Source organism: Leuconostoc garlicum, assembly GCF_001998805.1.
In the GTDB taxonomy this organism is placed as follows: domain Bacteria; phylum Bacillota; class Bacilli; order Lactobacillales; family Lactobacillaceae; genus Leuconostoc; species Leuconostoc lactis.
This window is the reverse complement of sequence record NZ_CP016329.1, coordinates 187,041-199,776: the sequence shown is the minus strand read 5'-3', so window position 1 is coordinate 199,776 and position 12,736 is coordinate 187,041. Positions and strand designations below refer to the sequence as shown.

General features: G+C 43.5%; 12 protein-coding genes. 11 read left to right on the top strand and 1 reads right to left on the bottom strand.

Translation table 11 applies throughout. The features are described from left to right. The first annotated feature begins 163 nt into the window (after nt 1–163). The 7 genes from A9176_RS00935 to A9176_RS00905 all read left to right on the top strand — a co-directional run bounded on the left by A9176_RS00935 (nt 164) and on the right by A9176_RS00905 (nt 8,294). Nucleotides 164–1,612 (top strand): ABC transporter substrate-binding protein/permease, encoded by a 1,449-nt coding sequence (locus tag A9176_RS00935; RefSeq protein WP_029509915.1) that lies wholly within the window; start codon nt 164–166, stop codon nt 1,610–1,612. Next, nucleotides 1,609–2,361, top strand: coding sequence for an amino acid ABC transporter ATP-binding protein (locus A9176_RS00930; RefSeq protein WP_010004224.1), 753 nt, complete (start codon nt 1,609–1,611; stop codon nt 2,359–2,361). The genes A9176_RS00935 and A9176_RS00930 overlap by 4 nt, the downstream gene beginning before the upstream one ends. A 103-nt stretch (nt 2,362–2,464) precedes the next feature. After that, nucleotides 2,465–3,904, top strand: a complete 1,440-nt coding sequence (locus A9176_RS00925; RefSeq protein WP_077283213.1) for an ABC transporter substrate-binding protein/permease — start codon at nt 2,465–2,467, stop codon at nt 3,902–3,904. 48 nt (nt 3,905–3,952) lie between these two features. Continuing rightward, the gene (locus A9176_RS00920) at nt 3,953–4,981 is read left to right on the top strand and encodes a competence protein CoiA (protein ID WP_077281890.1); all 1,029 of its coding nucleotides are present in this window, start codon (nt 3,953–3,955) and stop codon (nt 4,979–4,981) included. Between the two features lie 80 nt (nt 4,982–5,061). Then, nucleotides 5,062–6,852 carry an oligoendopeptidase F gene (pepF, locus tag A9176_RS00915; protein WP_077281889.1) on the top strand — a complete coding sequence of 597 codons (1,791 nt, stop codon included), beginning with the start codon at nt 5,062–5,064 and terminating at the stop codon, nt 6,850–6,852. 72 nt (nt 6,853–6,924) lie between these two features. Beyond that, nucleotides 6,925–7,323, top strand: coding sequence for a cytidine deaminase (locus A9176_RS00910; protein ID WP_010006087.1), 399 nt, complete (start codon nt 6,925–6,927; stop codon nt 7,321–7,323). 47 nt (nt 7,324–7,370) lie between these two features. Further along, on the top strand, nt 7,371–8,294 hold the full coding sequence (locus tag A9176_RS00905) for a phosphoglycerate dehydrogenase (protein ID WP_077281888.1): 924 nt from the start codon (nt 7,371–7,373) through the stop codon (nt 8,292–8,294). A gap of 35 nt (nt 8,295–8,329) precedes the next feature. On the opposite strand, the gene A9176_RS00900 is transcribed toward A9176_RS00905, so the two are convergent. Then, nucleotides 8,330–9,304, bottom strand: a complete 975-nt coding sequence (locus tag A9176_RS00900) for a LacI family DNA-binding transcriptional regulator (protein ID WP_077281887.1) — start codon at nt 9,302–9,304, stop codon at nt 8,330–8,332. Nucleotides 9,305–9,485: 181 nt separating this feature from the next. Between A9176_RS00900 and A9176_RS00895 the strand changes: the two genes are divergently transcribed. From A9176_RS00895 to A9176_RS00880, 4 genes are all read left to right on the top strand, one after another. Beyond that, nucleotides 9,486–10,502: a zinc-dependent alcohol dehydrogenase family protein gene (locus A9176_RS00895; protein ID WP_029509909.1), complete on the top strand. Its 1,017-nt coding sequence runs from the start codon at nt 9,486–9,488 to the stop codon at nt 10,500–10,502. Nucleotides 10,503–10,557: 55 nt separating this feature from the next. Continuing rightward, nucleotides 10,558–10,941: a VOC family protein gene (locus A9176_RS00890; protein WP_029509908.1), complete on the top strand. Its 384-nt coding sequence runs from the start codon at nt 10,558–10,560 to the stop codon at nt 10,939–10,941. Nucleotides 10,942–11,396: 455 nt separating this feature from the next. After that, a complete protein-coding gene (locus A9176_RS00885) occupies nt 11,397–12,263 on the top strand; it encodes an ROK family protein (RefSeq protein WP_077281886.1) in 867 nt (288 codons plus the stop codon). An 84-nt stretch (nt 12,264–12,347) separates the two neighbouring features. Beyond that, entirely contained in the window at nt 12,348–12,716 is a 369-nt protein-coding gene (locus A9176_RS00880; protein ID WP_010001231.1) for a winged helix-turn-helix transcriptional regulator, read from the top strand. Nucleotides 12,717–12,736: the final 20 nt, after the last annotated feature.

The window sequence follows — 12,736 nt, the reverse complement described above, 5'->3', positions numbered from 1 at the left end:
TATTTTACTTTAACTTTTTGGGTACACCACAATTTGCTTGAGCTTTTTATTTGTCAATTGTTATGGATATCGTGTCATTGCTTATAACGAATGTGATAATCATGTCATGTAAGCTCACATGACATCACTGGACACTGGTTGGGTTTGATAGAATAAACTTATTATGGAAAAGATGAAAAAATATTTGTTAATTGTGGCGATAGCTTTGCTATCGTTTGTCGGATTTGGGCTGAACGCACATGCTGCTGAGAAGCCGAATTATGTGATTACAACGGATGCGACTTATCCACCGTTTGATTTCCAAGATAAAAATGGACAATACACTGGTATTGACCAAGAAATCTTGAAAACGATTGCTGAGCGCGAAGGTTTTACCTACACGTTGAAGCCGATGAGCTTTAATTCTGCGACTCAGTCTGTTGCTTCAGATCAGGCGGATGCGGTGATGGCGGGGATGTCCATCACTGATGAACGTAAGAATGTTTTTGACTTTGGGACACCTTATTACCGTTCTGGTATTGGTTGGGCCGTAAAAAAAGGATCAAACATCAAGTCACTAAAAGATTTGAAGGGCAAAACCGTTGCAATTAAGACAGGGACGTCTGGTGCAGACTATGCCTTGTCAATCCAAAAAAAGTATGGCTTTAAAGTCGTTTATTTCAATGATTCAGACACCCTTTATAATGATGTGATTAATGATAATTCGCAAGCCACTTTTGGTGATTTGCCAGTCATTCAATATGCTGTTAAAAATGGGACAGCCTTAAAGGTGATGAATCCAAAGTCACCAATTCAAGCGGGTTGGTATGGCTTTGCCGTTAAGAAAGGCAAGAACGCGCAGTTGCTTGCCGACTTCAATAAGGGCTTTGCAGCCATTAAAGAAGACGGGACTTACGATAAGATTGTAGCCAAGTATTTAGGGGCTAGTGCAGCAACCTTTACCGGTAGTAAGAAAGATAACAACACAGTTTGGGGCATTTTGAAGGCCAACAAGATGGCCTTCCTACAAGGTCTTTGGGAAACGATTGTGTTGACGGTCTTTGGGATCGTGTTGGCCTCAATTTGGGGTATTATTTTAGGGGTCATGGGCGTGAGCCAAAATGGCTTTGTCCGTGGTATTTCAAGTACGATTATTTATATTTTCCGTGGTTTGCCACTGATGGTTTTGGCCTTCTTTATTTACATTGGGTTGCCAGGTGTTATTGGCATGAAGATTCCGGCCGTAACGGCAGGAATTTTGACGCTGGTCCTAAACGAAGGGGCTTATACGGGTGCGTTCGTGCGTGGTGGCTTTGAAGCCGTTGATCGCGGTCAGATGGAAGCGGCACGTTCTTTGGGCTTGCCATACAGCCGGGCGATGCGCCGTGTGATTATGCCACAAGGTATTCGGATTATGATTCCAAGTTTCATTAACCAATTTATTATTACCTTGAAGGATACGTCAATTTTGTCAGCCATTGGTATCTTGGAATTGACACAAACAGGTAGTTTGATTGTGTCACGTAATTCTCAAGGATTCCGCGTTTGGGCCATTGTCGCTGTGATATACTTAATTGTGATTACGTTACTCACATGGTTGAGTAATTGGGTAGAAAAGAGGATTCACGCATGAGTGATGCGCAAACAAAAGTAAAAGTCCATGTTGAAAATGTTAACAAGTCATATGGTGATAACCATGTCTTGCGAGATATTTCATTGGACGTTTCTGAAAATGAAGTGGTGGTCATGATTGGCCCTTCAGGATCAGGTAAGTCAACTTTCTTACGGATGTTGAATCAGTTAGAAACACCAGATAACGGCACGATCATTGTTGACGGCTTTAATATTTCTGATAAGGCAACAGACATTAACAAAGTGCGTGAAAATATTGGGATGGTTTTCCAAAACTTTAACCTCTTCAATAATTACACGGTACTTGAAAATATCATGTTGGCACCAGTTGAATTAGGCAAGTTAGACAAGGCAGCTGCCGAGAAGAAAGCCCGTGAATTACTTGAAACAGTTGGCTTGAGTGATAAAGCTGATATGTCAGTTAATTCATTATCTGGTGGTCAAAAGCAGCGTATCGCCATTGCTCGTGCGTTGGCCATGTCACCAGATATTATGTTGTTTGATGAACCAACATCAGCCCTGGATCCAGAAATGGTCGGGGATGTGTTGAACGTCATGAAAGATTTAGCGGTTTCTGGGATGACGATGATTATCGTGACACACGAAATGGGCTTTGCCAAGCAAGTCGCCGATCGCGTGGTTTTCTTTGAATCAGGTAAGATTCAAGAATCTGGCACACCAGAAGAAGTCTTTAACGCACCTAAAAATGCACGTTTGCAAGAATTTTTGAGCAAAGTCATGCAAGCCTAATGGGTTTGATAGACAGTCTCACAATTGCACGTGCAACAAACGATTGAAAAAGCCGACCGTTTGGTCGACTTTTTTGTAATGTAGGAAGAGAATTTTAATGATCATGTTAAAAAGATACATTTTAGGGCTGGCAACATTAGTCATGTTTTTTCTGATGACGCCAATCGCGTCAGCTGATAAACCACACTACACCATTACGACAGATGCAACCTATGCGCCGTTCACTTTTCAGGATAAAAATAATCGTTATGTCGGCATTGAACAAGATATGATGAAAGCCATTGCCGAACGAGAAGGATTTACCTATACTATGAAGCCCATGAGCTTCAATTCTGCGGCGCAACTGGTCTCAAACGGACAAGCTGACGGGATTATTGCCGGTATGTCTATTACACCAGAACGGCGTCAAGTCTATGACTTTTCAACCCCTTATTACAAAACAGGGGTGGCTTGGATTGTTAAAAAAGGCAGCAAAATTAAATCACTGGCAGATTTAAAAGGGCAAACTGTGGCTTTAAAGACGGGAACGGCAGCGTCTGAATATGGCCTATCGCTACAGAAAAAATATGGTTTTCAGGTCAAATATTTCAACGATACCGATACTATGTATAATGATGTGGCAGTTGGTAATTCGGCGGCCACATTTGAAGATATGCCCGTCATTCAATATGCGATTAAAAATGGCATGGCCTTAAAGGTCATGAACCCAGATCAACCTGGTAACGCTGGGTCTTATGGTTTCGCAGTTGAAAAAGGCAAAAACAAAGCCCTCTTAGCAGCCTTTAATCGTGGTTTTGCTGCCATCAAAAAAGATGGCACGTACGATAAAATTGTGGCGAAGTATTTGGGTGCCCGGCAAGCAACGTTCTCTGGCACTAAAAGTGATAACAGCACTGTACTTGGGATTTTACGGACCAATAAGACAGCGCTGCTCAACGGTTTGTGGCAGACCATTGTGTTGACCGTGATTGCGATTATTTTTGCCTCAATCTGGGGTATTTTACTCGGTATCATGGGCGTGAGTCAATTTAGCTGGGTGCGGGGAATTGCAACCACAATTATTTACATTTTCCGTGGCCTACCATTGATGGTCTTAGCGTTCTTTATTTATATTGGGTTGCCTGGTTTAACTGGGGTGAAAATACCAGCCTTTACAGCGGGTATCATCACGCTGATTCTAAATGAAGGCGCCTATACAGGGGCGTTTGTTCGTGGTGGCTTTGAAGCTGTTAACCGTGGGCAAATGGAAGCTGCGCGGTCGTTGGGCTTGTCTTATAGTCAGGCCATGCGTCGGGTCGTGATGCCGCAGGGGCTGCGCATTATGGTGCCAAGTTTCATCAACCAATTCATTATTACCTTAAAAGATACGTCGATTCTATCAGCCATTGGGTTGCTCGAATTAACGCAGACAGGTTCTTTGATTGTGGCGCGTAATTCGCAAGGTTTTCGTGTCTGGGCAATCATTGGGGTCATGTATCTCATTTTGATTACGTTGTTGACTTGGTTTAGTCGCTGGGTTGAAAAACGCATGACTGCAAAATAAACATCAAAAACACTTCCTATTCGTATGATGAATAGGAGGTGTTTTTTGATGTTTATCGCACAAGACAAGCAAGGCACGTATGTGCAAGCTAACGTCGCTGGGACAACCGGTGAGTTTTACTGTCCTGGTTGTTTGGCACCGGTCTACTTACGTCAGGGAGAGATTAAGCAACCGCATTTTGCACATCGCGCGGGTGCGCAGTGCCACACTTTCTCAGACCATGAAACACCGCAACATTTAGCTGGGAAATTACAATTGGCAGCTTACTGTCAGAAATTCGGGCAAGTCACTTTGGAAGCGGTTATTCCGGCCATCAACCAACGACCTGACATTTTAATCACCCGCGCACATCAGCGTATTGCCATTGAATATCAGTGTAGTCCGATCTCACAACAACGTTTAGATGAACGGAATGCGGGCTACCGCCAACAGCACATTACCGTGATTTGGATTTTAGGCGCCACTTATTATCAGGCTAAAATGGCGCAACGTACGATTGTTAAATTTTTAGCCAATCAACGATTGTGCTTTTATTTACCTGATACGCAAAAATTTTATCACCGCGCCCATTTTGAAAAACCAGATTTTGGTCGGGTTAATTACAGTGAAATTGTCAGCACGCAGTTGTTGACAACAGTACCAAAGCACAAACAACGCAGCCTAAATGTGGTGCAACAAATTTACAAACTGCAACAACTCATCGCGCAAAAACGGGTAGATCAGCGCTTGATTACCTATCTTTATTTGCAACAACGCTTATTATTGCAGGCACCGCTCTGGATTCATCTGGGGCAAACCTTTGGCCTGACGATCAGCAATTGGCAGTGGCGGTTACAGAGTGTGTTAGTGTTAGAAAAAATTGGCGTTGGCCATGTTTTGCATCAGCAGGTAATGCTGGCCAAACTAAAACCCTATGTTTTAGGGCATCCCACTTTTCAACAAGAACAAGTGATGGCATTATTGCAAGAAATGGTGGCGCAGCACTTTATTGTGCAGCATGGTGCTTATTTCTTAGTTGTTGAATTACCGGTGTGGTATGGGTCGTTGCGACAAAAATTAGGCCAAGTGAGAAAATAGTGATAAAATAAAGTATGATATTTTAAGAAGGGAATGTTGGTGTCCACCGATTATATGCGTGACACTGACTTGTAATAATAATGGCACAACTACAACGCGATGAAGTACCTGAAGAGTTAACTTGGGATTTGACCTCCATTTTTGCAACCGATGACGATTGGGAAACAGCCTATGATGCCGTTTATCAAGGCGCACAGGCGCTGAAGCAATTTGTGGGGCATGTTGGTGATTCAGCCCAAACGTTGCAAGCAGCACTGGAAGCTGATCTTGATTTGGAACGTCAATTAGAAAAAGTCTATGTCTATGCGCACCAAATTTATGATCAAGACACAACCAATCAAAAATATGCCGCTTTTAATAGTCGTGCGCAAGCGCTTTGGTCTGAAGTCAGTGAAGCAACAGCTTATTTCCAACCAGAAGTGTTGAATATTCCAGAAGAAACGTTGGCGAACTATTTGAAGACGGCAGGGTTGCAACCTTACCAACATTTATTTGATCAAATTCTGGCGCAAAAGCCTTACACTTTGCCAGCAGAACAGGAAGCACTGTTGGCCGGAGCAGGGGATATTTTTAACGCGTCAGAAAACACTTTTGGTGCGTTAGATAACTCCGACATGACTTTTGGGGATGTCCATACTGAAACGGGTGAAGTGGTGCCATTGACAAATGGCCTTTACAGCCTGTTGCTGGAATCTAAGTCACGTGAATTGCGCCAAGAAGCGTTTGAAACCTTGTACGATAGTTACATTGCCTTGCAAAATACTTTTGCGTCAACGTTATCGTCACATGTCAAAGGCCATAACTATTTAGCGAAAGTGCGTCACTATCGCTCAGCACGGGAAGCAGCCATTCTGCCACATAGCCTACCAACATCAGTATTTGAAACGTTGCGTGAAACGGTTGATGCCAATTTGCCATTGTTGCATCGCTTTGTATCACTCCGCAAGCAAGTTTTGGGCGTTGACGATGTGCACTCATACGACCTCTACGTACCGCTGGTCGATGAGATTGATTTTGATGTCACTTATGACAAAGCCAAAGACATTGTGTTGGCCGCTTTGGCACCATTAGGACCAGACTACATTGCCGTGGTTAAAAAAGCCTTTGACGAACGCTGGATTGATGTGGTGGAAAATAAGGGCAAGCGGACTGGCGCTTATTCGAGTGGCACCTATGACACGAACCCCTTTATTTTGTTGAATTGGCAAAATAACTTAAATAACGTCTACACTTTGGCCCATGAAATGGGACACTCGGTGCATTCTTATTTGACCCGCCAAGCACAACCTTATCATTATGGTGATTACCCAATTTTCCTAGCTGAAATTGCGTCAACAACCAATGAAAGCCTACTGACGGATTATTTGTTAAAGACAAATGATGATCCAAAATTCCAAGCTTATGTGTTGAATCAGTATCTTGATGGCTTTAAGGGCACGGTGTTCCGACAGACCCAATTTGCAGAGTTTGAAGATTGGATTCATGAACAAAGTGCCGCTGGGGTGGCGTTAACAGCTGACGCGATGAGCACGTACTATGCAGCATTGAACCAGAAGTACTATGGGCCAGATCTCTTCCCGGATGAAGAAATCGCGTATGAATGGGCCCGTATTCCACATTTCTACTACAATTATTATGTCTATCAGTATGCCACTGGTGAAGCCGCAGCGACGACTTTGGCTGACCGTATTTTGAACCAGAATGGGGCAGAAGCGTATAAAGACTACTTAAAGGCCGGTGCCTCAGACTATCCATTAGCCGTTATCGGCCAAGCAGGGGTTGATATGACGCAAGCGGATTATTTGAAGGAAGCCTTTGGCGTGTTTGAAAAGCGTCTCGATCAGTTGACAGATTTGTTAGTTCACAAGTAACCACATTGATCTGTCTTATGGTACTGCCATGTTTATGGTAAAATGATAGGACAATAAATGGAGAACAACAACATGCAAACGACACCGCCCGAAGAATTAGTGGCTGTTGCGCTTGAAGCGCTTGACGAAACTTATACACCGTATTCACATTTTCCAGTGGGTGCTGCGTTATTGACAGCATCAGGCACTGTGTTTAAAGGGATTAACATCGAAAATGTCTCTTTTGGTCTCACCAATTGTGCAGAACGTACTGCTATTTTTAGTGCCATGGCAGCTGGTCATCGCCAGTTTGCTGGTTTAGTAGTTGCCGGGCGCACAAGTGAGCCAATTGCCCCTTGTGGTGCATGTCGACAAGTCATGGTCGAACTTTTCCCATCCGACATGCCAATTTGGTTGATTAATGATACTGGCAAAAGTGTGCAAACGACGATTGCGGATTTAATGCCAGGGTCATTTAACGCACTGGCGTAGTATCACGCTGATACGTCGCTTAAAAGTACTGACTTGAAGGAGAGCATATGCAAAAGCAAAAAGTACTCGTTTTTGACGGCACAGCACAAGCCGCAATTGATTATTTAAAAGCCCATGATTTAGAAGTGATTTCAAATCCACAACAATCAGATGCCGATTTTCTTGCCGCAGCTGATGTAGATGCGGTGATTTTAATGATGCATCCGCTGTCCGAGCAACTATTATCACAGATGCCAAATCTTAAAGTGATTGCGCGTTATGGTGTGGGCTATGACAATGTTGATTTGGCCGATGCAACGGCACATGATATTGTTGTCACCAATACGCCAGGGGCGAATGCAACGGCGGTTGCGGAAACGGCTGTCATGCATATGTTGATGGCTGGACGTTATTTCTATCAACAACGACAGAGCATTACTGACCCCAACGTGCCAAATGGGACGGGGCAAGAAGTTTCGCATAAGACAGTCGGCATTATTGGTTTTGGGGCTATTGGTCAAAAAATTGATGAATTGCTGACGGGATTTGATGTCAACGTGCTAGCCTATGCCCGACATGACAAGCCTGTCAAAAACGGGCGTATGGCCACGTTAGACGAGATTTATACAACAGCAGACTATATCATCTTGGCGCTGCCAGCAACGCCAGCAACGCAACATATGATTGATACGGCTGTTTTCAAGAAAATGAAAAACAATGCCGTCTTAATTAACATTGCGCGTGGGGCAGTCGTGGACGAAGCGGCCTTAATTGCCGCCTTGAAGACAGGGGAGATTGCTGGTGCGGGGCTAGATGTGGTCACGGTTGAACCAGTTGCACCAGATAATGAATTATTAACATTACCAAATGTTTTTGTCACACCACACGTGGCGGCAAAATCAGTTGAAGCGTTTGATGCGGTTGGTTTAGCGGCAGCACAAGAAGTTGTGCGTGTCTTAAACGGTGAAGCACCAAAAAATCAGGTCAATTAAAAAAACACGTCGCCTTTTTAGGACGACGTGTTTTTTTATTCAGGTTTGTGTAATGAAACAGGGAGCATGTCAAGGTCTGGTAATGCTTCATGATTAATTTCAGCAAATAGGACGTCAATGAGACGTTGTGCGGCCTCATGGATTGGCTGCACGATTGTTGGGAGATTGGGGTGCAACTGTTGGACAATTGGTGAACCGTCATACCCTGCCACAATCACGTCCTCAGGGACCCGAATGTTTGCCCGGCGTAGCGCATTTTGTAGCTGGACAGCCATCATGTCATTATAAGCAAAGACGCCATCCACTTTTTGCGTCACAATCAAGTCAACAATCTCTGCCATCTCTTCGGCACTTGCAAATTCATTAGAATTAGAATTGATACTGTGCTCAATTAAGCGGCTTTTATTGGCAATCGCATCCGCAAAGCCAACATAACGTTGTGCGGTTGGGGATGCAGAAGGGTCGTTGTCACATAATACCAGCAGATTCTTAGTCCCTTGAGAGACAAGATATTCGCCAATGAGATAGCCACCGCGATAATTGTCTTCATGAACAATCGGAATGTTATCTGCTAAATGACGATCATATGACACGATTGGGAGAAAATTATCTTGATAACTGGCGATACCGAGATTATGTGATGAGGTGATAATACCTTCCACTTGATTAGCTGCTAACATTTGCAAATATTGTTGTTCTTTTTCAATGTTATTGGCACTTGTGGCAATAATCACTTTGTAGCCTTTTTCAAATAAGAGTTGTTCGATTTCCGTGGCTAAAGCGGTAAAAAAGGGATTTTGAATGTTAGGGAAAATTAAACCGATAAATTGTGACGATTTACCTTGTAGTGAGCGAGCCATGGCATTTGGTTGGTAGTGCAACTCGCGCATGGCAGCATGAACTTTATCAATCGTTTTTTGGCTCAAGGAACCATAATTATTGATGACGCGTGATACTGTTGTAATTGAAACGCCGGCCAATTCGGCGACGTCACTTAATTTTGCAACCATTGAAACCTCCGTTTACTGCTAAAAATTGTGTTGCATTTTTAATCACTAAGCACATTCTATTATACACTTTTTCGCGGCAAAACTTTTAGCAAAAAAATTGCTTAACGCTTGACAAATTATTTAAAAGGGTTAATATGGTCTTATAAGTTAAAAACATCACAATTAAAACGGAGCGGAAAACATGGAAGCATTAGTGTTGACTGGTATTAAGTCACTGGAATTGAAAGAAATTGCACAACCTGAAATCAAGCCTGACGAAGTTAAGATTCATACAGCCTTTGCTGGTATTTGTGGTACCGACCATGCGTTGTATGCTGGTTTGCCTGGTTCTGCACCAGCGGTGCCACCAATCGTCTTAGGTCACGAAAATTCAGGTGTGGTTGTCGAAGTTGGTTCAGAAGTCACAAACGTTAAGGTTGGGGATCGTGTGGCAGTTGACCCAAACATCTACTGCGGTCAATGCAAGTACTGCCGTACAGGACGTCCAGAATTATGCGAACATCTCTCAGCTATCGGGGTGACGCGTGACGGTGGCTTTGAAGACTACTTCACAGCACCTGCCTCAGTTGTTTACCCAATCCCAGACAATGTGTCATTGAAGGCGGCAGCTTTAGTTGAACCAATTTCTTGTGCCGTTCACGGCATTCAATTGTTGAAGGTATCACCATACCAAAAGGCACTTGTCATTGGTGATGGCTTCATGGGACAATTGTTTGTCCAAATTTTGCAAGCTTACGGTATTCACGAAGTTGATTTGGCTGGTATTGTGGATGAAAAGTTGGCCATGGCGAAGGACAAGTTTGGTGCAAAGCGCACATTTAACACAATGGCCGGTGACAAGATTCCTGATAGTGAATATGACGTTGTCATTGAAGCGGTTGGTTCACCAAAGACACAAGAAGCAGCGATTGAAGCTGCTGCACGTGGTGGTCAAGTGTTGATGTTTGGTGTGGGTGGCCCAGACGACACATTTGAAATGAACACTTATGAAGTCTTCCAAAAGCAATTGACGATTCAAGGTTCATTCATCAATCCAAATGCCTTTGAAGACTCATTGGCTTTGTTGGCATCAGGTAAGGTGGATGTTGAACCTTTGATTTCACATGAATTGGACTATGCCACTGTTGAAGACTTCTTGAACGGCAAGCTTGGTGTGGTGTCAAAGGCTGTTGTGAAGGTTGGTGGCGAAGAAGCGTAACCGGAAGACAGGTCACGCGATAAAGTCATCAGCGCGTTGATCGAGGGGGGCAAGTATGGCATTTTCAGATTATTATTCAGGTTTACAACACATCGGTATACCAACACATGATTTGGCGGCTGCAGAAGCTTTTTGGACAAAATTAGGGTTTACGAAAATTGGTGATTTTCCAGTTGGACAAGTCATTTTTATGCAACGTGACAATCTTGTGATTGAAACATGGTACCAAGAAGCGGTTGCCAATCAACCAGGTGCAATTAACCATATCTCATTGGACACGACAGATGCTGAAGCAGCTTTTGCGGCTGCAAAGGCTGAAGGTTTTGATCTGATTGATTCAGAAGTACAACAATTAGCATTTTGGGACAAAGGGATTAAGTTCTTTAATATCCAAGGCCCAGATGCCGTAATTGTAGAATTCTGTGAAATTGTAAAATAGAAAAAGTTGGCGTGGTGGCGCCAACTTTTTTTATTGCACGGCATTGTGGTGGTGTTATCGTGTTTTCATATCTGTTTCTGAAAGTTACAAAAATATGATGAATTATTTTCTAAAATTAATCCTGACGAACGCTTGACACTGGTCATTTAAATCGATTAAACTAATAATGTAAGCGCTTAACAAAACGATAAAATAAAGCAATGATGGACAATGTAACGTCACGACGTACCGTAAATGTTAACCACACATTTTAGTCAAGTTGTGTCATGATTGTTAGTCTGTCCGGCAACGGGTGCGCGTTGTTTTGTTGCAACTGTGGACTTGGCGTCACCAGCCTACGGTTTTTGATTGGGATGCTACAGTCACAATGACCACCTTTGCTGTGTATACGGGTTTAAATGGTGATCATCATGACAGCAAATGACTAAAACAGAGATAAGAAAAGAGAAAAAATCATGGGACTATTAGGTGCAATTGAAGCAGGTGGTACAAAGTTTGTGGTGGCTGTTGCCGATGAAGACTTTAACATTATCGATCGGACAGCCTTTCCAACATTGGATGGTGAAAAGACGTTAGATCAGGTCATTGCGTTCTTTGACCAATATGATAACATCGACGCCATTGGGATTGCCGCCTTTGGGCCAATTGATATTGTGCCTGAATCAAAGACTTACGGTTATGTCCTCGACACGCCAAAACACGGCTGGTCAGGGTATGATTTCTTAGGGCGGATGAAGGCTTGGCGTGATATCCCTTACTACTGGACAACGGATGTCAATGGTGCTGGTTGGGCTGAGTTTACTACAGGCGCTGCCAAAGACGTTGACAATATGGTGTATTTGACAGTCGGCACGGGTGTTGGGGCCGGTATTGTCTCTGGTGGACACCTTGTCAGTGGTTATGGTCACCCAGAAGCCGGTCACATTTTCTTGCAAAAGCATCCAGAAGACACGTATGCTGGGCACTGCCCATTCCACGGTGCGAACTGTTTGGAAGGTTTGGCAGTTGGACCAGCCATCGAAGAACGCTGGGGCATGAGTGCTAAGGAAATCCCTGATGATCATTTGGCATGGCGGATGGAAGCCTTCTACTTGGCACAAGCGATTTTGGATTATACGATGATCTTGCGTCCAGAAAAGGTGGTACTTGGTGGCGGCGTGCCACACCGTGAGATTCTTTTCCCCTTAATTCGGGAAAGCTTTGCGGAACAAATGCATGATTATTTGGCAGTGCCACCATTGGATGACTATATCGTGCCAGTGGCTAATGGCGATAATGCTGGCATCCTCGGTTGCTTCTATTTGGCGAAAACATTGCGATAACCGTTGTTTAGTTAAATACTTACTTTTTGTCAAGTTGCGCGCTTTGTGTTACTATGAACACATCAATAACTCAGAGGGAAAATGATGGCAAAATTAGCAGAACATACAGAGGATTTACTCTGCGAGAATTTCACCAATACATTTCAGATTTTAGGTCGTAAATGGAATGGCCTGATCATTGAAACGTTGCTGATTAGCGGGCCAAAACGTTTCTTAGAATTGTCACGAGCGATTTCGGGCTGTTCTGACCGTGTGTTGGTTGAACGTCTGAAAGAACTTGAAGCCGTACAGTTGGTTAACCGTGTCACTTATGAAAATTCTAGTCTCATTGAATATAAGCTGACGGAGTCTGGTGAAGCAATGCGTCCGTTGATGGCAGCAATTCATGAATGGTCTGATCAATATAATAATGTGGCCAAGACAAAACATGACGACACAGACGCTTTAGCATGATATACTAGAGTTGTAGTCTA

Coding starts and splice junctions, on each gene's coding strand:
- A9176_RS00935 (WP_029509915.1), top strand. CDS start 164: ATGGAAAAGATGAAAAAATATTTGTTAATTGTGGCGATAGCTTTGCTA.
- A9176_RS00930 (WP_010004224.1), top strand. CDS start 1,609: ATGAGTGATGCGCAAACAAAAGTAAAAGTCCATGTTGAAAATGTTAAC.
- A9176_RS00925 (WP_077283213.1), top strand. CDS start 2,465: ATGTTAAAAAGATACATTTTAGGGCTGGCAACATTAGTCATGTTTTTT.
- A9176_RS00920 (WP_077281890.1), top strand. CDS start 3,953: ATGTTTATCGCACAAGACAAGCAAGGCACGTATGTGCAAGCTAACGTC.
- pepF (WP_077281889.1), top strand. CDS start 5,062: ATGGCACAACTACAACGCGATGAAGTACCTGAAGAGTTAACTTGGGAT.
- A9176_RS00910 (WP_010006087.1), top strand. CDS start 6,925: ATGCAAACGACACCGCCCGAAGAATTAGTGGCTGTTGCGCTTGAAGCG.
- A9176_RS00905 (WP_077281888.1), top strand. CDS start 7,371: ATGCAAAAGCAAAAAGTACTCGTTTTTGACGGCACAGCACAAGCCGCA.
- A9176_RS00900 (WP_077281887.1), bottom strand. CDS start 9,304: ATGGTTGCAAAATTAAGTGACGTCGCCGAATTGGCCGGCGTTTCAATT.
- A9176_RS00895 (WP_029509909.1), top strand. CDS start 9,486: ATGGAAGCATTAGTGTTGACTGGTATTAAGTCACTGGAATTGAAAGAA.
- A9176_RS00890 (WP_029509908.1), top strand. CDS start 10,558: ATGGCATTTTCAGATTATTATTCAGGTTTACAACACATCGGTATACCA.
- A9176_RS00885 (WP_077281886.1), top strand. CDS start 11,397: ATGGGACTATTAGGTGCAATTGAAGCAGGTGGTACAAAGTTTGTGGTG.
- A9176_RS00880 (WP_010001231.1), top strand. CDS start 12,348: ATGGCAAAATTAGCAGAACATACAGAGGATTTACTCTGCGAGAATTTC.